This window comes from Taibaiella sp. KBW10, assembly GCF_003852495.1.
In the GTDB taxonomy this organism is placed as follows: Bacteria; Bacteroidota; Bacteroidia; order Chitinophagales; family Chitinophagaceae; genus Edaphocola.
In genome coordinates this window covers 560,826-585,103 of sequence record NZ_QAJI01000001.1, presented here as the reverse complement: position 1 = coordinate 585,103, position 24,278 = coordinate 560,826, and the positions used below count along the sequence as shown (strand labels likewise).

The 24,278-nt window shown below is 40.4% G+C and carries 20 protein-coding genes and 2 tRNA genes; 13 read left to right on the top strand and 9 right to left on the bottom strand.

Features of this window, described 5'->3' with window-relative positions:
* The first annotated feature begins 23 nt into the window (after positions 1 to 23).
* From DBR32_RS02565 to DBR32_RS02545, 5 genes are all read left to right on the top strand, one after another.
* The gene (locus tag DBR32_RS02565; RefSeq protein WP_124634711.1) at positions 24 to 1,394 is read left to right on the top strand and encodes an MATE family efflux transporter; all 1,371 of its coding nucleotides are present in this window, start codon (positions 24 to 26) and stop codon (positions 1,392 to 1,394) included.
* Complete coding sequence (locus DBR32_RS02560; RefSeq protein WP_124634710.1) at positions 1,378 to 2,367, top strand: T9SS type A sorting domain-containing protein; 990 nt, start codon at positions 1,378 to 1,380, stop codon at positions 2,365 to 2,367. The genes DBR32_RS02565 and DBR32_RS02560 overlap by 17 nt, the downstream gene beginning before the upstream one ends.
* 116 nt (positions 2,368 to 2,483) lie before the next feature.
* Positions 2,484 to 2,861 carry an STAS domain-containing protein gene (locus DBR32_RS02555; RefSeq protein WP_124634709.1) on the top strand — a complete coding sequence of 126 codons (378 nt, stop codon included), beginning with the start codon at positions 2,484 to 2,486 and terminating at the stop codon, positions 2,859 to 2,861.
* Positions 2,862 to 2,873: 12 nt separating this feature from the next.
* Positions 2,874 to 3,782: a ribonuclease Z gene (locus tag DBR32_RS02550; RefSeq protein WP_233559644.1), complete on the top strand. Its 909-nt coding sequence runs from the start codon at positions 2,874 to 2,876 to the stop codon at positions 3,780 to 3,782.
* 63 nt (positions 3,783 to 3,845) lie between these two features.
* Positions 3,846 to 3,921, top strand: a tRNA-His gene (locus DBR32_RS02545).
* Positions 3,922 to 4,764: 843 nt separating this feature from the next.
* Here DBR32_RS02545 and DBR32_RS02540 read toward each other — a convergent pair.
* Both DBR32_RS02540 and DBR32_RS02535 read right to left on the bottom strand, forming a co-directional pair.
* Positions 4,765 to 5,592 carry a hypothetical protein gene (locus tag DBR32_RS02540; protein ID WP_124634707.1) on the bottom strand — a complete coding sequence of 276 codons (828 nt, stop codon included), beginning with the start codon at positions 5,590 to 5,592 and terminating at the stop codon, positions 4,765 to 4,767.
* A gap of 36 nt (positions 5,593 to 5,628) precedes the next feature.
* Entirely contained in the window at positions 5,629 to 7,038 is a 1,410-nt protein-coding gene (locus DBR32_RS02535; RefSeq protein WP_124634706.1) for a hypothetical protein, read from the bottom strand.
* 393 nt (positions 7,039 to 7,431) lie between these two features.
* On the opposite strand from DBR32_RS02535, the gene DBR32_RS02530 reads away from it, so the two are divergent.
* Both DBR32_RS02530 and DBR32_RS02525 read left to right on the top strand, forming a co-directional pair.
* Positions 7,432 to 8,250: a hypothetical protein gene (locus tag DBR32_RS02530; RefSeq protein ID WP_124634705.1), complete on the top strand. Its 819-nt coding sequence runs from the start codon at positions 7,432 to 7,434 to the stop codon at positions 8,248 to 8,250.
* Positions 8,251 to 8,321: 71 nt separating this feature from the next.
* Positions 8,322 to 9,038 (top strand): YetF domain-containing protein, encoded by a 717-nt coding sequence (locus tag DBR32_RS02525; RefSeq protein ID WP_124634704.1) that lies wholly within the window; start codon positions 8,322 to 8,324, stop codon positions 9,036 to 9,038.
* Between the two features lie 105 nt (positions 9,039 to 9,143).
* On the opposite strand, the gene DBR32_RS02520 is transcribed toward DBR32_RS02525, so the two are convergent.
* Positions 9,144 to 10,259 (bottom strand): GEVED domain-containing protein, encoded by a 1,116-nt coding sequence (locus DBR32_RS02520; protein WP_158605886.1) that lies wholly within the window; start codon positions 10,257 to 10,259, stop codon positions 9,144 to 9,146.
* Positions 10,260 to 10,487: 228 nt separating this feature from the next.
* Here DBR32_RS02520 and DBR32_RS02515 point away from each other — a divergent pair, with 228 nt between their 5' ends.
* From DBR32_RS02515 to DBR32_RS02505, 3 genes are all read left to right on the top strand, one after another.
* Entirely contained in the window at positions 10,488 to 12,263 is a 1,776-nt protein-coding gene (locus tag DBR32_RS02515) for a tetratricopeptide repeat protein (RefSeq protein WP_158605885.1), read from the top strand.
* A 165-nt stretch (positions 12,264 to 12,428) separates the two neighbouring features.
* Positions 12,429 to 13,718 (top strand): aminopeptidase P family protein, encoded by a 1,290-nt coding sequence (locus tag DBR32_RS02510; RefSeq protein ID WP_124634701.1) that lies wholly within the window; start codon positions 12,429 to 12,431, stop codon positions 13,716 to 13,718.
* Between the two features lie 24 nt (positions 13,719 to 13,742).
* The gene (locus DBR32_RS02505; protein WP_124634700.1) at positions 13,743 to 14,084 is read left to right on the top strand and encodes a hypothetical protein; all 342 of its coding nucleotides are present in this window, start codon (positions 13,743 to 13,745) and stop codon (positions 14,082 to 14,084) included.
* Between the two features lie 132 nt (positions 14,085 to 14,216).
* Here DBR32_RS02505 and DBR32_RS02500 read toward each other — a convergent pair whose 3' ends face one another.
* Both DBR32_RS02500 and DBR32_RS02495 read right to left on the bottom strand, forming a co-directional pair.
* On the bottom strand, positions 14,217 to 15,200 hold the full coding sequence (locus DBR32_RS02500) for a T9SS type A sorting domain-containing protein (protein ID WP_124634699.1): 984 nt from the start codon (positions 15,198 to 15,200) through the stop codon (positions 14,217 to 14,219).
* 18 nt (positions 15,201 to 15,218) lie between these two features.
* Positions 15,219 to 15,959, bottom strand: coding sequence for a hypothetical protein (locus tag DBR32_RS02495; protein WP_124634698.1), 741 nt, complete (start codon positions 15,957 to 15,959; stop codon positions 15,219 to 15,221).
* Between the two features lie 473 nt (positions 15,960 to 16,432).
* Between DBR32_RS02495 and DBR32_RS02490 the strand changes: the two genes are divergently transcribed.
* Positions 16,433 to 16,503, top strand: a tRNA-Gln gene (locus tag DBR32_RS02490).
* A gap of 549 nt (positions 16,504 to 17,052) precedes the next feature.
* Here the strand turns inward: DBR32_RS02490 and DBR32_RS02485 are convergent.
* The gene (locus DBR32_RS02485) at positions 17,053 to 17,460 is read right to left on the bottom strand and encodes a hypothetical protein (protein WP_124634697.1); all 408 of its coding nucleotides are present in this window, start codon (positions 17,458 to 17,460) and stop codon (positions 17,053 to 17,055) included.
* 735 nt (positions 17,461 to 18,195) lie between these two features.
* Between DBR32_RS02485 and DBR32_RS02480 the strand changes: the two genes are divergently transcribed.
* Positions 18,196 to 19,689, top strand: coding sequence for a T9SS type A sorting domain-containing protein (locus DBR32_RS02480; protein WP_158605884.1), 1,494 nt, complete (start codon positions 18,196 to 18,198; stop codon positions 19,687 to 19,689).
* Positions 19,690 to 19,884: 195 nt separating this feature from the next.
* Positions 19,885 to 20,652: a hypothetical protein gene (locus DBR32_RS02475; RefSeq protein WP_124634695.1), complete on the top strand. Its 768-nt coding sequence runs from the start codon at positions 19,885 to 19,887 to the stop codon at positions 20,650 to 20,652.
* A gap of 246 nt (positions 20,653 to 20,898) precedes the next feature.
* Here the strand turns inward: DBR32_RS02475 and DBR32_RS02470 are convergent, their stop codons facing one another.
* The 3 genes from DBR32_RS02470 to DBR32_RS02460 all read right to left on the bottom strand — a co-directional run bounded on the left by DBR32_RS02470 (position 20,899) and on the right by DBR32_RS02460 (position 24,240).
* Complete coding sequence (locus DBR32_RS02470) at positions 20,899 to 21,549, bottom strand: heme exporter protein CcmB (protein ID WP_233559643.1); 651 nt, start codon at positions 21,547 to 21,549, stop codon at positions 20,899 to 20,901.
* 109 nt (positions 21,550 to 21,658) lie between these two features.
* The gene (rseP, locus tag DBR32_RS02465; protein WP_124634693.1) at positions 21,659 to 23,029 is read right to left on the bottom strand and encodes an RIP metalloprotease RseP; all 1,371 of its coding nucleotides are present in this window, start codon (positions 23,027 to 23,029) and stop codon (positions 21,659 to 21,661) included.
* 44 nt (positions 23,030 to 23,073) lie between these two features.
* A complete protein-coding gene (locus DBR32_RS02460; protein ID WP_124634692.1) occupies positions 23,074 to 24,240 on the bottom strand; it encodes a 1-deoxy-D-xylulose-5-phosphate reductoisomerase in 1,167 nt (388 codons plus the stop codon).
* Positions 24,241 to 24,278: the final 38 nt, after the last annotated feature.

Sequence of the window (24,278 nt, the reverse complement as noted above, 5' to 3'; positions counted from 1 at the left end):
TCTTAGTATATCCACATTTTTTTATGTCACTCAAAATAGAAGCAAGAAATACGACAAAACTTGCACTGCCTATTATTTTTGGCGAACTGGCGCAAATGTTATTGCATATCATTGATACGGCAATGATAGGTGCTACCGGTCCGGAAAGTTATAAACAAGTCGCTGCGGCGGCTTTAGCCCTTAGTGTCATCAATATCCCTTTCGTATTGGGTATTGGTATTACCATTTCAGTATCACAACTCGTGTCCATGGCCAAAGGAAAAGGAGATGATAAGGCCATTTCACACTATTTGTACAACGGTTTCTGGATCTGTGCGGTGAGTGCGGTCGTGATCTCTTTAGGTATCGAGGGGGGACAGAATATTTTATTTCATTTAGGACAAGATGAAGAAGTGGCCAAACTGGCCTTACCCTTCCTGAGAGTTATGGGGCTTTCTATTGTGCCTATGCTTTTATTTATGACCCTGAAACAATTCACAGATGGTCTGGAATATACCCGTACCGCAATGGTCTTGTCTGTCCTTTCTTTACCGATCAATATTTTTATCAACTGGCTTTTAGTATTTGGTAATTTAGGATTCCCGAGAATGGAGATGGTGGGCGCAGCCTACGGCACCTTGATCACCAGAAGCCTGATTTTCGTCGTATTAGCCTATGTTATCCTCACCCATAGAATTTACAAACCTTATATCAGCTTACGAAAAGAACAGTGGCAGCTCAAATGGACCAGCATCAAGGAGCTGCTGACCATCGGTATCCCCAGCAGCCTGCAAATTGGCTTGGAAGCCGGTGTATTTGCCGTTTCCGGTATTATCGTCGGTAGTATGGGCGGCGGTGGCAAGCAATTGGCGGCCCACCAGGTGGCACTCCAATGTGCTTCCTTCACCTTTATGGTTTCTATGGGATTGGCGCAGGCAGGTTCCATCAGGGTGAGTAATGCTTTTGGCCAGGGTAAATGGTCCAAGATTTCCGCCATTGGCAAAAGCACATTTTTACTAGCTTTGTGTTACGGCGTTCTTTGTGCCCTTTTATTTGTGGTCTTCCGTCATGTATTGCCGATCGCCTTTTTGCATAACCAGTCAGAAGGCAATGCTGAAGTAATCATGATTGCAGCAAACTTGCTCTTGCTCGCAGGTATATTCCAGATATTTGATGCCACGCAAGTCATCAGTGCCGGTTTATTAAGAGGCATAAAAGATGTGAAATTCCCGACCGTATTGGTTTTTGTAGCTTATTGGGTATTAGGTTTACCGGTTGGGTACTGGCTGGCCAAAACCTTTAACCTGCAAGCATCCGGTATTTGGTGGGGCTTTATCATCGGATTAGCATTTTCCTCTATATCATTAACTAAACGATTTTTAAATAAATTAAAAAGCAATGCAACAGTTTCATAAATTATTCATGATCGGCCTTAGTGGCTTGTGTTCCCACGCTGCGCTGGCGCAAAATAATGTAGATGCGTATGCGGTCAGCAAAACAGACACCCGGATCTCCGCATGGGCTACGGCTTGTACCGTGACCAGGGGTTGGGTAGATATTGCAGATCATAGCCAGGGTTTAGCCAGCTTCGGCGTAGACGCGAATGGGGTAGGGATTCCCGGAAGCAGTACAGATGTCGTCAGTCTTGGAGATAGCGGCACTGCTGTCCTGACTTTTGCCAATCCTATTAAGAACATGAGCGGGCCGGATTTTGCTGTTTTTGAGAATGGCTTTGTAGACGGTCAAAATCCACAACAAGCCTTCCTGGAATTTGCTTTTGTAGAGGTGAGTTCTGACGGACAGCGCTATGTGCGCTTCCCGGCAAGCTACACCGGCAGCACAGCAACGCAGTATGGGAACTGGACCTATGTAGATGGCCGGGAGTATAAAAACCTTGCAGGCCGCTATGTGTTGGGCTATGGTACACCTTTCGATTTGGAAGAATTACAGGACAGTACCGGTTTGGATATCAATAATATTACACATGTGAGACTGGTCGATGTGATCGGTAGTGTAAATCCTTTATTGGGATCAAAAGATGCACAGGGAAACCTGATCAACGATCCATATCCCAGTCCCTATGCTTCCGGTGGATTTGATCTTTCGGGCATTGCGGTATTGAATAACAGAACCAACAGCATTGCTGACCGGATGAATAAAAATGAGGTACAGATAGTGCCGAATCCGGCAAATCAATTTATAAGCTTAAGCAGTGAAAAAAATACGATTTTTTATTATAGAATCGTTAATGTTTTAGGACAAGAAATAAAATCCGGAACGGTAAAGAATAACGTATATATAGATGTGTCAGGCCTTACAGCGGGTAGTTATTATATTTTCACGGAGAGCAATGGGACAAAAAGTGCGGCTCATTTTTTAAAGCACTAAACTTTTACTTTGAAAATTGCGTCTATATTTAATAACGAACATTTTGAACTTTTTTTTTGTAAGTTTGATTATTGTTAGGACAGACTATTAACCAGAATCATAAAAAGGATACGAACATGAAATTTGCGATTGAAATTAAACCGACCTATATCATTATAAGCCCCGAGGGGAGTGTGATGAATCAAGAATTTGTAGCTGCTTTGACTAGCAAAACAAAAGAAGGTAGTCAAGCAAATTCCGGCCAATGTTATATTATTGATATGGCTCATGCAGAGTATATGGAAAATGATGCTTTAGATGCTTTACTGGGGCTGCACGAAACGATTTACAACGAAGAAGGTTCTATTGTATTTGTCAATTTACAAGAGTCTGTGATGCAGAAAATGAAACAGGAACGTTTACACCTGAGCATAAACATCGCAGCCACTATGCCTGAAGCGGTCGATTTCATTAATCATGAGATGATGGAACGCGGGCTTTTGAATGAACTTTAATATTCAGGTATTTTGAAAATAACCATACTAGGCAATAATTCTGCAATTCCGGCACATGGGCGTAACCCAAGTGCCCAAATTGTGGAGATTAAAGATCATCTGCTCCTTTTAGACTGTGGAGAAGGTACTCAGATGCAATTAATGAAGTATGGCATTAAAAGAAGTAAGATCCAGCATATTTTTATAAGCCATTTACATGGCGATCATTATTTTGGTCTGATCGGCCTGATCAATAGCTTAGGCTTATTGGGCAGAACCGATCCGCTCCATATACACTGTCCCGAGAAACTTCCGAAGATCATCAAATTACAGCTGGATGCCTGTGGTAGTATTATGCCCTTCGATTTAATCTTTCAAACGATTAAAGATGAAGGAGAAAACAGGCTTATCGTGGAAAATGGTTTATATAGTGTATCCTGTTTTCCGGTTGATCATCGTATTCCCACACATGGTTTTGTGATTACCGAGAAAAGCAGCGGCAGAAAAATAGTACCTGAAGCCTGTAGAGAATACAATATTCCCCAGGCATTTTATAATAAATTAAAACTGGGTGAGGATTACACGCGTAAAGACGGGCTGCTGGTGAAAAATGAATGGGTAACAGAAGTAGGCAAAGCAGATAAAGTATATGCTTATTGTGCCGATACGAAATATACGCTTTCTTTTTTGCAGGTAATCAAAAATGCCGATGCGATCTATCATGAATCCACCTACCTGGATGCAGAAAGTGACCTGGCCAATATGCGCTACCATACCACCGCCCGCCAGGCGGCTATGCTGGCTGAGGAAGCGGAGGTCAAGATGTTATTATTGGGACATTATTCCAGCAGATACAAAAATATAGAAGAGTTTGAAGTAGAGGCAAAAGCGATCTTTACCAATACCAGAGCGACTTACGAGGGATTATCTGTAGAGTTGTAGAAAAATATTGAGTATATTTTTTGTAATTTCAATTCTATTATCCTATCTTTGCAGTCCCAAAATGGAGGCTATAGCTCAGTTGGTTAGAGCGTCGGTTTGTGGTTCCGAAGGTCGTGGGTTCGAGACCCATTAGCCTCCCTCCAAAAGCACCCAATAGGGTGCTTTTTTCTGTTTTAAAGCTATTAAGAATCGATACTGTATTGGTTTTTGATAGCTTTTCGTATTTCTGGAATGGGATTAGACTCCTCCTTACTTTTCATAGTTTTCCCGATTATTTTGGCATAATGCTGAAATAGCTGTTCTTATTATATTGTATTATACACCGGAAGTGCTTGAAGAAGTAACAACAGATGAAAAGAAAGAAGGTATCGAATACTCTATACATATAATTGGTTAGGACTTGATTAATAAAAAGATGATTGAACCTGATTATACAATTGGTGATTCAAAATAAAAAAGCAGTCCTTACGACTGCCTTCATTCATTTATTTTAAATTGAGTATCTGCATTTAGGAAACAAAGACTTTCTTTATTATTTTGTTTTCCATTTATTCGTATTGCTACCTTTTGCCTTGATACAAAAGGTACCGCCAAAAAATCAAGGCTATATAAATCCATGGCTAAAAATCAATGTGTCGGTCGTTCGCAAACCAAACTCGCTGCGCTCAGACAGTGGTTTACGAATTTGCGACCGAGCCAATGATTTTCTTAACGCCGGATTTATAAGGTCGGTCCTAAGTGATCTGTTCTGTACGGATCGCTTATTGTTTTCATCACAGCGATAGCAAATTGCGAGTGAAGTTGCGATCTTTGAGCAAAATAACAATTACAATACGGCTCAAAGATCAAAGCACGTAACGGTAGCAATTTGCGATGCGGAGCAATCGCCTTGATGAAAACAGGCATTTTTGTTTCTTTTGCTGCCAGGCAAAAGAAAAGAAGAAAATATGTTTCTTAAAACCGGGTAGTCAGCTATTTTGATTTAAAAATTGAATAGATCAACACCTATCTTTATACCTACTGATGCATAATAAGGAAATGTACTTTCACCTTTTTTTGCATAGGTTCTATTGCCACTCATATCACGTTTATATTCGATCAATGTTGACATTCCATCATATTCTTCTCCATCATAAAAAGGATATTGAAATGCAGGAAAACCGCTTAAAACAAGACCAACAAAGTACTTATGCGGACTATTTTTCATTTGGACGTAATAGGTTGCGGAAAGTTCAGCCAAGATCGGCCCTGAAAACTGATCCATCCCCAATGATCCCCATTTAAATATAGCAAAGTCGCTTGCCGGATTGCTCATATCCACATAGAGTCTTTGTGCAATTTGACCCTTACCTCCTTGAAGAAAGAACATTTTTTTTAGACCTAATTCGACTCCTAACTTACGAGTTGTTTTTGTTGTGGAAGGTAGTGAGAAAATGTAACCACCAAATACTTGTGCTGAAAGATATCCGATGTTAGTTGCATAGGTTCCGTTCATACTTCTGTCCTTGTACGATCCGTTTGCCCATAGCACACTAAAGTCTTTATATCTTATCTTCAGTCTTTCGGAATATTGTCCCCATCCGATACCTAATCCATAAGTCCAATTCTTTTTTGTCGTTCTCCTGAGATTAACATCCGCATTTATACCTAACCTATTCTTTGATGACAGCGCATTTTCACCGAAGTCATCCCTATATACATCTAGGCTGTTTAACCATACTTTGGGCGTAGCACTTACCTCAATGCTGTTTGTTTGAGCAGTTGCAATATTCCCAACTAATATTCCCAGATATACAAGAGCTTTTTTCATTTCCGGTTCAATTTTTATTTTGCAAAATAACATTAATTAATCACACGCGGTCATCGTGTACAGTTTGTTGTATATAACGTTGTTTACGGTAACTTGGAACCAAGCATCGATTGTTATATATTTAACAACGGGGCCATGTCCTTTACTCCCTACTGTCATTGATTTTTTATTGTTTTGGGCTAAATCTGACTCGACCCAAAGACCTGAAGCATCAGTACCTGTATATAATATACAGTTGTTTTCATCTTTCTTGTAAGCATATGATTTCACTTTTACGCCTAATGTTGTTGCTTTTTGATTTTTCCATGTTGAACCAGATTTAACATAGTACTCTGCTGTTGCGGTACCATCTACAATCCAACCACGATAGAACACCCAGTGATTACGGTATTTAATTGTACAACGTAATTTGTGTGTTGCATCTATTTCATATGTGTATACTTTCTCTTTTGTTGTTTTCGAACACACGCCTGAGTTCGTAACTGTTACTTGGTAAGTTTGAGATGCGAGGATGGCTCCGGTTGGCGTTAATTTAGCAGAAATGGTTACTGTATATGTTCCTGCATTTGCATATTGGTGTTCATCATAATATTCCACACCGAACATTCCAGCCGTTGCATGATAATCCACTAATCCAGGTGTTCCATCGCCATAGTTGACTGTGTAGTAAGCTGCATATGGCGTACTTGTTCCTGTTTTCACTAATGTCATGCTACGAACGGTCATGCGGTTTAGTGTTCCACCGCAAGCATTCATTTCATGTACAAACCCAGATAATTCATATTCAGCTAGTGGAGTAGGGTTTTCATCCATTGGTGTAATTTCCCATCCATTGATTGACAGATCGAGGATTGTTAATGATTTTTTTGTCCAATCTAAATTTCTAATTTGGCTTAATGTGATGTCGCCTTTATGCTCGGTTTCTTCCACTAGAACGCGCGCGCCATTTAAGATTTCAACAGCATTATTTGAACTTAGGTCAACAACGATGTCATATTTATGATTCATTTTTTTATAGACCTTGTTACCAATCTTATATTCACTTTTCGTGTTAAAAATACTCTGGTCAACTTTATCGATTTCATTCATTTCAGGGATATCTTCATACTTTCCCCAACCGGTTTGATTTTGAATATTGAATGTCGTATACCTTTGTTTACGTAATGAATTAAAGCCCATTGATGCTTCAATTTCGTTCAATATTTCATCATCTTCCCGATCATCTTCCTTGTTTTCAACGGCATCTTTCAAACCCTGTACATATTGTAAATACTGATCGTCCGTTTCAAAATAAAGCATGCCATCAATGACTGTTGGCATATTCGTAATTGTGCCGCTCATTGTCTTCAGCGATATTGGAAGATGTTCTTCAGTTGCAAATTCTTTCTTGCAACCTGTAAAAGCCAAACCCGCTATAAGTAAGGCGAAAATGGATAGTTTTTTCATGAATTTTTGTATAAAGTGATTTTAAATGATGTCGCAAATTATAAGGAAAATGTTGAAAAATGAAATATATTTCACTTTTGTGATAATTAATTGAATTTTAATCACAAATAAACAAATCAAAGTTTTATATATAACTAAGGTCAAATAATTGATTTAATCTGTGTTATTTTTATTCAGGTTCTGGTGCTGCCATGCATCGGTGTTTTTTTATTTAAAAATTTAACTATAAAAAATCTACACTTGTATAAAATAGTGGTGAAAGAATTTACAGAAGAGATCCCTTACTTCTGGTTCCCTTGTGCTTAAGCGCTTACCCTTTAACATTAAATAACCTTAAGCATTGGTTTATCTGATTTTTTCTCAATAATATTATGGCCTTAAACCTTATGTATTATGTATCGTATAAAACCCTTAGCATTTATTATCCTCTGTATTGGCAACTTTCTTTTTGCCGGAAGGGCCACCTCCTTTGCCCAGAGTCGGGAACAGGATTCCGCCTTATCTATATTAAGCAAGATGTCGCCCGAGCAGGTCGAAACCATGTTTAAAATGGCCATCAATAGCCTGCCACCGGAAAAGAAAAGTGAAATTGAGGAGAGCTTAACAGCCATGAAGTCCAAGACACCGGAGATAAAAACGGTCACCTTAAAAAACAAGACCGTTGCTTTTGTCCCTCTGGCTCACGTCTCTACCCCCGAATTTTATAGTGAAGTGAAAAATATTGTAAACAAGTACAAATCGCAAGGCTACACAGTTTACTACGAACAACTGCAAGGATCGGCACATGCAAAAGATACCAATGCTGTCGATACCCTGCGCTTAAAGCTTCGGAAAATGATCGGTATTGAACCTACCCGTCAAACTTATGCCATTTTGAAAAAATTCTTTCCCGATGTTATCACACAACCGGAATACAAAGATCTTGGGATTACAAAATCGGATCTGAATGCCGACCTGCGTATAGGGCAATTAATCGCCGAATATGAAAGGCGTTATGGCCAGATAAAGCTAACACCATGCGATTTTGAGGCTGGTTTTGACAACCTGATGTATCCCTGCGATAAATTAAATAATGATATCACGCCGGTCATCGTGGATTATCGGAATGAACATGTAGCCCGTTTGATTAAAGCCTCATCCGATAAGAAGATTCTGGTACTATACGGGGCCAAGCATATTAATGGCATGATGCAGTTGATCCAGGCGAAATAAAGACCGGATTATATTCTTTAAGAAAAAAGCTGCGCTCAGAATTGAATCGATATTTTACCTAACTTCAATTTATGCGACCACATTTATTGCAAGCGCAAAATAGTTTTAGCTGGAAAGAAGTCCTGCTGGGAAAAGAAGACTGGGTATTCCTTGGGGAAACAGCCCTCAGAACCGTCATTATGTTTACCATAATCATGATTGCCCTGCGTATTCTGGGTAAACGGGGTGTGAAACAATTGTCCGTTTTTGAACTCGTCGTGATCATTGGCCTGGGTTCTGCAGCCGGCGACCCTATGTTCTATAAGGATGTAGGTATCCTGCCTTCTTTAGCCGTATTTACCCTCGTCATTGGCATGTACACCACCATTACCTATCTGATCGGGAAGCACAAGAAATTTGAACAAATGGTAGAGGGTAAGCCGATTTGCCTGATTAAGAATGGCGCTTTTTCTATAGAGAATTTTCGAAAAGAAACTTTGGGAGAAGATGAGTTCTTTGCAGAGTTAAGATTACAGAGCGTCTCTCAGCTGGGGCAGATTGAACAGGCCATTGTAGAGGTAAACGGAAGCATCAGTATTTTCTATTACCCGGATGAAGAAGTGAAATATGGCTTACCCATTATGCCCGGTTCTTTGGATCAAAGCCTCGACAGAATTGACCGGGAAGGGCATTATTCCTGTACCTTCTGTGGCCACACCCAATACTGGCAAGCGGCAGACCATACAAGCTGCCCGGATTGCCGTAAAAATAAATGGGTGCCGTCCAGTAATAAAAAACGCATCCGGTAGGCGGTTATCAGCTAAATAGGATGATGGCAATATAGTTTAAAACCACCTGCGGGATGATCAACTGATCATCCCGCAGGTGGTTTGGACAAGTTTTTTTATTTATGCTTATTTCTGAATGGATATCTTTTGTACATAAACATGCTGCTCTTGCATAATACGCAGAAAATAAAGACCTGCAGGGATATTGCGGAGATCGATGCTGGTATGCTGCAGGGCTGGAGTGCTAAACAAGGTTCTTCCCTGTACATCTGTGATGCTGATCACAGATCCTTTGAACTCCGGATTGATATTGAGATAATCTTTTGCCGGATTAGGATGCGACATCATTGTTGGAGCAAGGCTAAGGTCCCTTAAGGCGCTCGGCTCACTTACGGTTATATAGTCTGTTTTAATCATAGAGTCGCTGCCGGAAGCATTGCTGACCTTAAGTTTTACGGTATAAACACCCGCAGTTGTAAATAAAACACTTGGGTTTGTTGTAGTCGCGCTGCCGCCAGCCTGATAGCTGACATTGTTGGGGCTAAAGCTCCAGCTTCTGGCCGATGGATTGTTTGTGCTATTATCGGTAAAGCTAAAGATGGTATTTGTACTACCTGTTGTGGCATTGACCGTAAAAGCAGCGACAGGGCTTGTTCCGGTGCTGCTACCCGTAATATTTACATTATAGTCTTCTGTTTCTCCCCAGTCAAAAGAACCACCTGCATCGGCAGTACAGGGTGTGGCATTAGTGCCGGGTACAAACGTGTATTCATCATCCTCAAATACCATAACGCGCATACGGGTAATGCCGGTAGCGGCCGTCGCAGGAATCGTAATATTGGCCATCGACGGATTGGTTACACTGTTGTTATTAATGGTTTGTTGCAGTACCCTTTCTCCCGGATCTCCGAAACTGTTATTATGATTAAAATCAATATACACTGCTACAAAGTGTATCGTTACGCCACCATCATGTGTTATCGAAAGAGGATAGCTATTGCCCTTGATCAGTGCAGGAGCCGTTACAGTGTTATAATAGGCATAGTGTACACCAGAGTATTGTGTCGTGCCGCTCGTATTATTCAAAGCGCCCAGCTTTACATTGGAGATATAATGGGGCACGGGCATAAAGCCGTCATCATAACCGGCAGCACAATAGGGGGCCGGACTGGTGATTTGGGCGTAAGAAATTTGCGTTGCAGAAATTGCAAGCGACAATAAAGCGAGTCTCATTTTGTTCATCTTCATTTTTTTTGATTGATTATAAATTATGCTTTGCAGCGTTTGCTGGTAAGACTTCCCGGGTGCCTACAGGGGTTGGCATATAGGGGGCTACAGAAAGGGCGACAATCATGAAAAAGTTGTTTACTTTTGCGGAGACAGATAGGTAGACATTTTTGTATAATGTTGATTGTCAGTTGTTTTTTATCTTTTTTTGTATCTCCTCATTATTTTTCTAAACGATTTTACGTGCCGTTAAGACAAGCCAGCCGCTTTCTGATTCTTATTTGTATTCTTTGGTTGAGTGCCTGTAAGCGCAAGCAAGAGCAGGCGATGGATTCTCCTGCCCCGGGTACTTTTGTATTGGATACTACAGATGTGGAAAAGACATATGCCCGTATCGAAGCCTTTAATGCAAAGACTATAGATAGCTTGTATGAAGCCCTGGCACAATCGATGAGTGCTGAAAATAAGTATGGATTGTTGTTGCAGCATATCTCTTATTACGATAGTATGAATCCCGGAAGTTTGCCTGCAAAAGGCTTACTGGCAAAAACAAGAGGATACTATTATAATTATTTATCGAAATATGACACAGCAACCCTTTTTTTTGAAGCGGCGGCGGCGATATACCAAAAGATAAACAGCCCTGCTGATTTGGCGGATGTGTATTCGGGACTGGCTACAAATTTTATCTACAGAGCAGCCTACAAAGATGCGGTTATCTACCACTATAAGGCCTTAGCCCTGTATGAAGCCGCAAAAGATTCTGCCAGTATATATCGTATAAAAAGCGATTTGTCCATTGATTATCATTATCAGAAAAACTATGTGAAAGCCATCGAGACGGCCCTTGAATGCAGGACATATTATAAAAGAAACGAGAACAGGGCTATGATTGCGTATAATGAATCGATTTTGTCGACCTTATATTACAATATTAAAGCCTATCCGCAAGCAATCGAGTTTGCACAATCTTCCCTGCAACTCCGTAGGGAAATAGGGGATCAGCATGATATAGCCGAAAGCCTGAATAATCTGTCCTTGCCTTATATGGCATCTGAAAAATGGCAGGAGGCACAAGCCGTCCTTACAGAGGCACTGAGCTTGATGGAAGCATCCGGCGACATCCGTCAATTACCGATTATCAAACAAAACCTGGCGACCTGCTTATGGATGACCGGTCATACAGAAGCTGCGGTGCGAATGTTGGAAGGGGTGATTACCGAGGCCCGGAATAAGGGCCAGATGGGCGCCTTGTCTAATGCCTGTCGAAAGCTGTACAGCATATACAAAAAAGAGCAGCAATTTGCCAAAGCACTGGATTATTATCAACAATATAAAGCGTCCAGCGATTCTTTATACAACCAAGACAAGACAAAAATAATAGACGAGCTGAATATTAAATATGAGACGAATCAAAAGCAGCAGCGTATTCAGCAATTGAATTATGAGCAAAAGATAAATACGACCTGGAAAATCATCTATCTGCTCTTGTTTATTGTAGCGGCGGGTATCGGCGCATTAATTATTCTATTACAACACAGCCGTAACCGGAAGAATAAACTGGAAATAGAGCAGATCAGGCGCGAATTAGAAGGAAACGAAAAGGATTTACTTCATTTTACCGAAAGCATTATATCAAAAAATAAATTTATTGATGAGCTGGAGACAAAACTGGTACAATTGAGTACGGCGCAAACCCTTCAGGTTCAGGATTCGGAAACCCTGAGCGAACTGTATCAATTTAAAATATTAACGGAAGACGACTGGCGGCAATTTAAGATTCATTTCGATAAAGTGCATCCCGGTTTTATCAATAAACTAAGGGCTCAGTTTCCCGATATGGCACCGGCCGAAGAGCGGCAGTGCTTGCTCATCAAATTAAATATTGATAATAAGGAATGTGCCGATATGCTTGGGATCTCTATTTTGGGCGTCAAGAAAAACCGCTATCGTTTAAAAAAGCGATTTGGCTTACAGGAACAGGATAAGCTGGACGATTTTGTGAAGAATATATTGTAAGGCTTATCTTAAGAACCGGCTGTATACAGGAGCCGCTTTTTCGCTGTGAAAGTAAATACGATTCAACAGACCGATGAAGGGTAAAATGTCCCCAATCTTTTGTTTTAAAATAATCGCTAATGCTTACCTTTACAACCGTATTAATAATTTTTAAGCGTTTACGTAATGAAATATTTACCCATCAATTCTGCTTTATATAAAAAGAACAGAGAACGTTTCATAAAAGCGATGAAACCTAATAGTATTGCCCTTTTCAATGCAAACCCCGTGATTGCGGAGAATGGCGATGCTGTATATAATTACAAAGCCAATTCAAATATCACCTGGTTGTCCGGGATTACTCAGGAGCAGACTATGGTCATCCTTTACCCCGACAATAAAGATGCGGCGGCCAGAGAAGTATTGGTGATACAAAGGCCTAATGAACTGCTGGAAAAATGGAACGGACATCTTTTACGCAAAGACGAAGCAACGGAATTATCAGGGATTAAAAATGTGCAATATGTAGATAGCATAGAAGCCATGATCCAGGTATGGATGCATCATGCAGAATATGTGTATTTAGATACGAATGAAAACGATAGAAGAGGGAACGTTTTAAGAACAGATTTGCAATTCGTCGCAAAGATCCAACAGCAATATCCTTTACATAAATATGAAAGGGCTGCGGTGATCATGAAGGAAGTACGGGCCATCAAAACCAAAGAAGAAATTGCCGTAACGCAGGAAGCGGTAGATATCACGCATAAGGCGTTCTTAAGGGTGATGAAATTTATTAAACCCGGTATTTTCGAACAGGAAATCGAAGCCGAAATTACCCATGAGTTTATTCGCAACCGTGCTACGCGCCACGCTTATGGCTGTATTTTGGCCAGCGGCGACCGTGCAAGGGTATTGCATTATGTAGAGAACAATCAGGAGTGTAAAGACGGAGAATTGATCCTGATGGATTTCGGTGCAGAGTATGGTAATTATTGCGCAGACATGTCCCGTACGATCCCGGTCAATGGAAAATTCTCTAAGCGCCAGGCAGAAGTGTACAACGCTTGTTTAAATGTACATAACTACTGTGTTTCGATCTTAAAACCTAAGATCAATTACGCTGACTATATGGAAAAGGTCAATGTAGAGATGGAAAAGCAATTGGTGAAAATCGGGCTGATCTCAAAAGCAGATATTAAGAACCAGGATCCGGAAAATCCGGCCTACCGTAAATATTTCTATCATGGTATCGGGCATCATTTGGGCCTGGATGTACATGATCTAGGTACCCGTAATGAACCGGTAAAAGAAGGGATGTTATTCACGATAGAACCGGGTATTTACATAGAAGAAGAACAGATGGGTATCCGCATCGAGAACAACTATTGGCTGACTAAAAATGGCAGTATCGATTTGTTTAAAGGTATTCCGATTACCGTAGATGAGATAGAGCGTTACATGAAACGTAAATAATTATAAACCTTTAAAAAGTAACCCATGGATCAATACAGTCCTTATGATATTAACAAACCTAAAAAGAAGAAAGGCGTAGATAATGCCGTAGCCGGATTGCTAGTCGGTTTAGGCTTCTCTATACTGGGATTGGTGCTCGTCTATTTTCTGATGTACAATAGTGTAGGATTGACCTTTTATTTAAACCTTTTTAAAGGAGAGCCCACTTATTCTGCGGCTTCTAAGCCAATCAGCTTGGCCATGATTGTGAACCTGGTGCCTTTCTATTATTTCTTAAATAGAAAAGCGTATCAGAGCACAAAAGGGGTAATTATCGCAACCGTTTTGCTGGGCTTACTTTTTGTACTCTATAAATTCATCTGGTAATTTTATTTGGCATACGCATATAACAAACGATTGTTTCTGCTATGCGGAAGATTAATATAGGTACTATAACAGAAAAGCACTCTNNAGAGTGCTTTTCTGTTATAGTAAATCTTTTAGAACGATTTAGTAGGCCTACAGTAAGATGATCGGCGTGTTTTGTATTGTAGTGCCGTTTTGTACCTGCAGTAGATAATGTCCCGGTATAATACCCTGAAATTGTAGCATGCTAACCTGTTTGGTCGTTTGGAAGCTCCGGATCACTTTGCCACTCAAATCGGTAAGCTTAATCGTAACCTGCTCGGAAGGAGTATTCGCTAAAGATAGGGTGGCCATTCCTTTTGCGGGATTAGGATAAATCATCAATGCCTGATTCTGCGTGCAAGAATTGTTTTCCGAAAGGACAGTACTATAATAAACCGGGCTACCGGCTTCCCGAATCGCTAAGCGATAAAAATTCCGGCCGGGTAAGGGTTGCCGATCAATAGCCTTAAAATCTCTGTCAGACTGTGATACACTGGCCGGTAATTCCTGAAAATTCTTGCCATCCTCACTGCGTTCGATATTGAAATCAGAAGCCTTAGCGCCATCAGCTTGCCAGCTCAATTGCATGGTGCAGGAAGAAGCATTGATTATTTGCATATTCTGGTAATGAATGGGTAACGGCACGGCGGTGCTGGTCGCCGTTATTTTGTTGAGCAGTACATTACTCAGGCCGGAAGCCATTACATAATAGCTACCTGTACCGCCTGTATTACTGGGTACGGAAGTAAATGTGCTGGTTGCTCCCGATTTAACCATAGATAGCGTATTTTCCTGGTTGCTATTTAGCTGGCCTGCAGTATAACGAATACCAATAGCTCCCGAAAAGCTCAGTGCGGGAGTAATAGTATACACACTGGCAATACTATTGCCACTTCCTATAGCGACCGGTGTGGCAGACACATTAATTGTGGTATTCTGCAAGGTGAGGTTGGCCGAGGGGCTTAAGGTCAGTCCCTCGATATAGAAGCTTGTCGCAGACGTAATGGTCAGGCTGCCGGCAGATCCGATACTCAACTGCGCATGCCCCGATGCACTAATACCGGCAAGGCAAAGTAAGATTATAAATTTTTTCATGGTTATGTATTTTCGTGATTATTGCCCTTCTAATACAATAGTGTAACTATTCGTTGGCTCCTGGTTCGTTTGTGTATATTGATAAGAGATAGCATCTCCCGCCGCTAACGAAACCGAACCGGTAGCCAGATTGGTAGCGGAGGAACCAACGGCAACAGGATTGGTTATTTGCGCGAATAAATTGGTCGTTACCCCGTTCTTGAATAGTGTAACAGTCGTTACATTCGCATTACCGGTTGCAACACCACCGGGTATCACCCTTGCGGTTAAGCGTAATTTGGTAATCGTACATGCGGCAGGTACGATAAAGCTCGTGGCACCGGTGGTGCCGTTTAAAGATGCCCCCGATGTATTGGATTCGTGAAGATTTGCCTGAGGTGTCTGATAAGATACCGGGCTGAAGAAGAATGGGCCTATTGCCGGATTGCCCGCCACATAGGGTGATGTCGCACGGGTGGTGATAACCATTGGCGTCTGGCTGGATGCAGCACTGGTAACTGCTGTCCAGGCCGTGCCATTATACACATAGAATCCGGGTGTATTGTCGGTCTGGTAAATGAGTAAGCCGGTAGTCGGGGATCCTGGACGATTGGCCTGCGTCATGCGGGGAATCAATAAACCTTTGCCAGTTGCGGTAATATCCATCATAGCAGAAGCATGCGGCGTAGTCGTTCCCACACCTACCTGGGCGGTAGCCTCATTGGTGTGCAGTAAAAATGCTGAAGATAAAAGTAGTGATGTTGTAATGAGTTTTTTCATGAAAAAAGATTATAGTATAAATATAATACTAATTTTCATTAATTTATATATTATGTGATATATAATAAGAAGATAATGTAGTCTGCTAATCCATTGAAACGATCGTAATGGTTTGAACAGGGTATCCGGCTGCAAGGAAATATATATTCCGGGTTTTTGCACGACAAGGGGACGTACAGAATGCTATAATATAGATTCAGTAACGGATTGCTGCAAGGATATTGTGGCCACAATAATCTCTTAATACAACTACAGCAATTTCGATACTATCAAAATTTATCTGTTGATATTTTCTGTTATTTTATTTAGGTGAAAAAAGCGCGCAATTATTTTATGATGAGCACCGTATCGCTGGTCGGGCTTTTGCACCCTGTAAATCCATTTGGTAAAAATTTTTCCAACTTTTTTCTAAAAACTTTTGGAAAATAAAAATGAAGTTTTTATCTTTGCACTCCCAAAAGGGAACAACGGATAGTTCTATGGTGTAATGGTAGCACAACAGTTTTTGGTTCTGTTTGTCTTGGTTCGAATCCAGGTAGAACTACTCGGAAAGCGCAACGAAAGTTGCGCTTTTTTTTATGCCCAATAATTACGTTACAATTGTGATGATCAAATAATCAAAAGCTCCTCTACTATTCTTAAATAGCTATAAAGATCTTGGCATTTGTATGTGAATGCGTATGTAAATTTGTATGTGGTCTGAACATATTATCAGTTCAGGTGGCGACAAAGAAAGAATAAGTTAGTTCAGAATTCAAATAATGGTACAATAGGGCTAAGTGTCTCTATGCAGCGGCCGGTGAATTCTGACGGGAACAGAATAAATGCCGATTTGTAGTACATGTGGCATAGATAGCGCTGTCTAACAAACAATGATGATTGGGGAATAAATAAAGCCCCTAGACAGGGGCCTTCACATCCTATATGTGTCTACTATGAGGGACAAATGTACTTTAGATAGATTTTTCCAACGTGTAGTAGTTTGATTACAAAGAATCGGCACATGTTTAGCTTAAATAATAAAGCCCCCATAATGATACGGGGGCTTTACTTAATATACACTAAAGATTAATAGGACAGTTGAGGTACCTAATTACAGACAAATTGTGGAAACATTATAAAGATAATTTCCCGGGGAAGCGCCAACTTTAATTTTTACTCTAAAGCATGGTTCAGAGGGAAAAATAAATGTTACATATGTTCCTGGTGTTGCACTATTTATGGCTGCAATGTCAGAAGGTCCAAGAGAAATTGTTTGAAAACCCGGATAGAAACTATAACTAAAAGATATTGCCATACCATCTGCATTCCCAAATTTTGATATGCTAGAACCTAAATTCATATCTGTTAAACCAGTACATGTTTGATTAGTACAAATCGATGCTTTTGATTGACCAGGACTTCCGCCAGAAGATTCCCGAGTAAGTGAAGCTGCATTAGAGACAGTAAAATTGGTTAAGGAAATTAATCCTACTGTTAGGATAGTCAATAGTTTTTTCATAAAAAATAATTTTTAACAAAAATAGGAAATAAATATTATTTTTAAAATATACTTCAACTTTTTTCTGTGAAGCTTTCGTGCCCATAAAAAAGGCTTAGAATTGCCGCCGATTTGCAGTACATGGGGCATAGAATCTCTATCTGATAAACAATGATGCTTAGGGGCATAAATAAAGCCCCTGGAAAGGGGCCTTCACATCCTATTAATGCTTTTGCTATGAGATGCAAATGTACTTCACATTAAAATTTTATGTTTGTAGTAGTTTTATTACAAATGCTTCTGATGATTCTGTCTCTTTCATAAATATGATATAGACAAGAAAGCCCGTATCATCCGTCACTCCTCTTTACAGCTCACTCCGCTTCAAAATGTCCATTATTTGTAGCTTCCTCTAATCATAGATGGCGCCGATAATAACAATCTTTATGTAGCATGAAATTGATATCGGCAAAGGTTATTATTGGTATGGTACTTATTATTAGTATTCCCGTTTTCAAGTCAATATTATAATTTAAAAATAATAATCACCCCTCATTTTTATCACTAATCAATACCCAGCTACTGCCTAAATGTTGTCCTGAATAATTGTGTTTGCTTCGCAGGGCATTGTATTGCCTGCATTTTTTGTTTCATGGTAATATTATTTATCTTTTTAGAGAAAAATGTTTTTGAAAGCTATGTTTTTATCTGATTATTAAAGATATTTGCCCTTTTCTGACTTTTAAAAAAATGCATATGAAAACAATCTTTGGCCGTTTGTTGAAACCGCTTATTTATGTGGCTGTAATGTCCCCATCGCTATGTGTAGCACAGACCACGACAATTGATTACCAAGCCTGGAGTACTAGTCAATGTAATGCCTTTGGAAGCCCAACGACCATTAATAGCGTGGTGCACCAATCTACCATAGGGCAGCCCACATATGGTAGTGCCAACAGTCCGATAACCTTATTTTGCACGTATCAAAATAGTGCGCCTATCGGTACACAATACAAAATACAATATAATTTTTTGCCTAACCATCAATATACGGTTACGGTTAATGCTGCGGGTATAACAAATAATCAAGTGCCTACTTTAAATTTGGAACTAGCCTCTTTCAATGGATCGAGCGCGCTGTGTAATGGTGCCGCTTCCATATCTACCGCCACGTCGGCAACCAACGCTCCGATACTCACAAATACCTTTCTGAATCATCAGTTCAATTATTCTATAGGTAATCAGGGATATGGTGCATTGGCTATTAGTGCAATTCCTGGTTTTAGCGATCCGGCAGCATCTCAATGGATCATAATCAGAAAGATTACCATCACTGATGTGACGCCGCAAGCGCCTACTTTCACCTTGAGTGCTTCTGCAACAACAAGATCATGTGGTAGTCAGAATGCCGTTACCTTTACGGTTCAGAATCCTACTAATGCTACTGTAAGCAAATATAAATTTTACCCTGCCAGCAATGCCTGGATGTATAATGGTGCAGCAGCACCAAGTGTTATCGAAATTACACCGCCCGCTAATTCCATAACGCTGACTCCGGTCTCTTGTGCCGGCCCCAATACGATGAGTGCTCATGCGGTATGGCAAAACCAAAACATAGCAACAAATAATGTGGCCACTACAGTAACGACACCCGATATGATGATCTATGGGCCAAATACCCTGCTTCCGAATGAAGCCGGTTTTTTTGATATTCAAGGAGTAACTTCTACTCCAATTAATTACAATTGGCCGTGTTCCTTCGCATCTTTGCCGCAATGGTCCTCCTCGCACAGTAGCCAAACGCATTTTTACAATACTTCGGGCACAATGTTCAATACCTATTTTTATACAAATTTTAATTTTCTGCCACCTGGAAGCTTCGGACAAACAGTAACGGTTAAGGCCGATGTGAATCTGTGCGGTGTTAATAAACAACTTACAAAGGATGTCTTTATACGTCCTCAGTTGGTAATAGGGCCATTTGCTGCAAAAGCGAATGCAGTGCAAACCGAGGCACTTACGATGAGCCTGATACCAAATCCTTCAAATGGAATATTCAAGATGCAATGCAATAATCCGGTGCAGGATGCAGCCATTACGATTAGTTCTGTTGCCGGTAAAGTGATACAAAAAACAAAAGTAACCGGTACGGAATGGGCTTTCGATCTTTCAGATGCCCCGGCCGGTGTATACTTTATCCAATTAATCTATGGACAAAAATCTATCATAGAGCGAATCGTAAAGCAATAAGGGAATCCACTCGATTATTCCAGGTAGAACTACTTGAAAAACGCAATGAAAGTTATGCTTTTCAAGTAGTTGTGCTAAACAGCTTGTTTCTGATTTAACAATAATTTATTTCGACAAATAGTCAAAAAGTGTCAAAGTATTGGCATTAATCAGTAACTTGCACCACTTTTAAAATTCATTATAATAATTGATTTCATGAAAAAATTAATGACAATTGTTGGCTTAACTGTATTTACATTAGCCGCAAACGCACAAGAATCAGAAAGAGGTATGTATTCCGGTCGTGATGCAAAACGTTACAGAGCGATGGGCGCTGAGCGTGGCGAAATGGAAGCATTCAAACCTCACGCTGGTAATGTAACTTCTGAATTAGGTATTGCAGGTGGCTTAGGCAACACGGCTTTAAACCTGAACAACAATGCAGGTATGTTACGTTTCCGTTATTTCGTAAAAGATGATTTAGCTATCAGATTAGGTGCTAACATCGCTAACGAATCTTCTAAAACTTTTGCTTACGGTACTGGTTCTGAAGAAGGATTCGTAAAAACACGTAATACAACAGTATTATTCAACATCGGTGTAGAAAAACACTTTGCCGGTACAAGAAGATTATCTCCTTATGTAGCTGCCGATTTCATTGTTGGTAACACAAGCAACCATAGCAATGGTGAAAATGCAACATCAGGTATTACTTACTTGAATAACTACACGTTTGAATCTAAAAATTTGAACAACACAACTTTAGGTTTCCGTGCAGTAGTTGGTGCTGATTACTACATCGCTAAAAATGTATACTTAGGTGTTGAAGCTGGTTTAGGATATTCTTCTACTAAATTTGGAGAAACTGAAACTACGCAAACATTGAACAATGTAACTACGACTGTTACAAGCAAGTCTACAGGTAAAGAATCTGCTTTTACACCTGGTATCGTTACTGGTGTTAGATTAGGTTTTGCATTCTAAGATATTAATTCGTCAATGCACGAAAAAGGGCTGTGAATCATATTCACAGCCCTTTTTTATATCATTTAATTGATGATGTGCATGTCGGAAATAAAAGCATCTTTGTGCATTTTGTTGACTATTGCTTCTGGCAAATAAAAAATTTCTAATAACCAGGATAGCTACCTAATTATAGAATGAAACCATACATTTTATTTGTCATTCCGACGATAGGAGGGGTCTAAAATAGCAAGAGACAATAATTCTTTACTCTTTCCATAAGAAAGGGAAAAGGATAACGCCAATCCCTAAGATCAGGAAATTCATACCGGCCATAACAGCGATAAGCGTTCCCCAGCCTTCCTGTAAAACATTCGATAAGGCCGCATTTGCCAGTTTACTCAACATCATCAACATCACAATCGCAATAGGGAAGCCCATAATAGCCATTAATGCTGCATTCTGCTTGGCTTGTGCTGCGATGGCCGATAGAAAGGTAAACAAGACGGAAAGACAACTGGCCCCTAAGCAAACTACTGCAATAAACATACCCGGACGAAGCAGTTTGTAGCCCAGAAGGATATTAAACAGCCCAAGTGATAAAAGTGAAATAACAAGCATTAAAATGATGCTGTAGATCATTTTGGCCAATAGGTATTTAACCGGAGGTACGATCGTAAAATAATATCGGTTGCGCGCTGTGTTTTCCTGTAGAAAACTCTTCGCAACGGTATTCACCGTAACAAAAAGTTCTGCGATCCAGAAGAGGGCATTCCACACCTTTGTTTCCGGTTGTGCCGCCATCATGTAGATTACAAATACGGTACAGCTCACATATAATAACACGCTAAAGAAAGTGTGTTTTTGCCGCCATTCCAGCAGTATGTCTTTTTTGATTAATGCCAATACTGTATTCAATGCCAAGAATTTTAGGGACTGCAAAAATAGTCAATTCCCATGTAAGAATGCGTAAATATAAAAAGGTAGCCTGTACAGGCTACCTTTTCTAAAACAGTTTAAGGATCATTTATTTGAAATACTTGAGTATATCGTTTGCGTTTACTGCAACCATAAGGATCAGCAACAGTACCAGCCCGATCGTCGTAACGATTTCCAGGAATTTCTCATTAGGTTTTCGGCCGGTAATCATCTCCCAAAGGGTAAACATTACATAACCTCCATCCAGTCCCGGAATCGGCAATAAATTCATAATGGCCAGCGCCAGGGAAATAAAGGCTGTGATGTTCCAGAATGACTGCCAGTGCCATTCTTCCGGGAATATTTTACGCATGGAATCAAAACCGCCCACACCTTTATAAGCACCGGTTTTAGGATTGAAGATCAATTTAAACTGACCCAAGTAATCGCCGATTTTGTTTTTGGCCATTACCATGCCTGCCGGAATGGCTTCAAAGAAACCGTATTTTTTGACTTCCATTTTGAGATTGCTCATTTTAGCAAGCTCCTCATTATTGGAAGGTAAGTTTAATTCAATACCGATGGTACCATCGGCAGCAATCGCCGTATTTAAGGAGGTAATCGTCCCCTTTCTTTCCACGCTTATCGGAACGATATTGCCTTTATGTAATTGTAATGCTTTTTTGAACTCGATAACCGTGTGGGTAGGCGTGCCGGCTACACTAAGAATCTTGTCCTGGGCTAGTAAACCTGCCTTTGCTGCATTTTTATCGGGAGTCACCTCCTTGATTGCTGCAGGAAAAGGTACTGCAAACAACATTTTGCTTTTATTATCAACCAGCTGCTCTACAAAATTAACCGGAAGCCCAAAGGTTGTATCCTTACCACTACGGCTTACTGTAACCGTTTGCGCATACAGCATTTTTGGCATCAGGTCATTATAATAAACCAGGTCCTCGCTGTTTACTTTTTTAATGATATCGCCATCTTTAAAGCCTAATTGATAAGCTAAGCTATCCGCTACTTCAATACCATTTCTCAATTCCGACATCGGGAGCTTCTTTTCACCCCATACAAACAGAATCATTGCATAGATCAGGAAAGCCGTAAGGATATTGACAATAATACCGCCTAGCATGATGAGCAGGCGTTGCCACGGTTTTTTACTTCTGAATTCCCAAGGTTCCGGTGGCTTGGCCATCTGCTCCTTATCCATACTCTCATCTACCATACCGGCAATTTTTACATAACCGCCCAGGGGAAACCAGCCAATGCCATATTCCGTATCGCCTTTTTTCTTTTTCCAAAGAGAGAAGGGCAGGACATTACTAAAAGGGAATAGGAAATCGAAGAAGAGGTAAAATTTTTCTACACGCGTTTTAAATAATCTCGCAAAGAAAAAGTGGCCGCCCTCGTGTAATACGATTAAGAGGGAAAGCGCCACGAAAAATTGTGCAATCTGCACCCAAAGTCCGCTCATGAGGAAATGTTATCTGGTAATTTGTGTTTATAAATAGGGCTTAGTTAGTAGTCATTATTTTGAAGCAGTTGTTCTGCAAACAGCCGCGCTTCAAGATCAGAAGCGATTAATTCTTCTATATTGGGGTTTTCGATAAAAGGTAATTGCTCCATTGTTTGTTCAATAATATCACTCATCTCAAGGAAGCCTACTTTATTATTGATAAAAGCGGTAACCACTACTTCATTGGCTGCATTTAATACGCAAGGCATATTGCCACTTTTATGCATCGCCTGTGTGGCTAACTGTAAATTCCGGAAGGTTTTTACATCAGGATCTTCAAACGTAAGGGTATTGTAGTTTTTGAAAAGAAACCGCGGAAAATCATTCGCAATACGTTTGGGAAAGCCCAAGGCGTATTGTATCGGGAGTTTCATATCCGGCAGGCCCATTTGCGCTTTGAGTGAGCCATCGTTAAATTGTACTAAAGAATGGATAATTGATTGTGGGTGTACCACTACTTCGATTTGCTCATTCTTTAAGCCAAACAACCATTTTGCTTCAATCATTTCCAGCCCTTTATTCATTAAAGTAGCGGAGTCTATAGATATTTTGGCACCCATTGTCCAGTTGGGGTGTTGTAGGGCATGGGCCTTCTTTACATTCACCAGGAAATTAGGTTTTTTGCCTAAGAACGGGCCACCGCTGGCCGTAAGAATGATTTTTTCGATACTGTCTACACGCTCGCCGACCAAACATTGGAAAATAGCAGAATGCTCACTGTCCACCGGGATAATGGAGACATTCTTTTCAGCAGCAAGTTGCATAACAAGCGCTCCGGCTACCACCAGGGTTTCTTTATTGGCAAGGCCTATCGTTTTACCGGCCCGGATGGCTGATAGGGTAGAGTGCAGCCCTGCATAGCCTACAATAGCAGCTAAAACAAAGTCCACCGTATCCCATTGTACCACCTCATTGAGTGCCTGATGGCCTTCAAATACTTTTATATCACTATGGTCTAAAGCTTGTTTGACCAATGCATATGCTTTCGCATCGGTAATCACAACCGCATTCGGCTTGTATTTGATCGCCTGCTCGATAATTAGTTTACTGTTCGTATGGGCACTTAATATTTCCACAGCAAAGAGTTGCGGATGGGCATCCACAATTTCTAAAGCCTGTGTTCCGATAGAACCGGTAGAACCTAATATTGCTAACCTTTTTTGTGCCATAACGGGTTTATTTTGGAGTATTGGCAAATATAGCCATC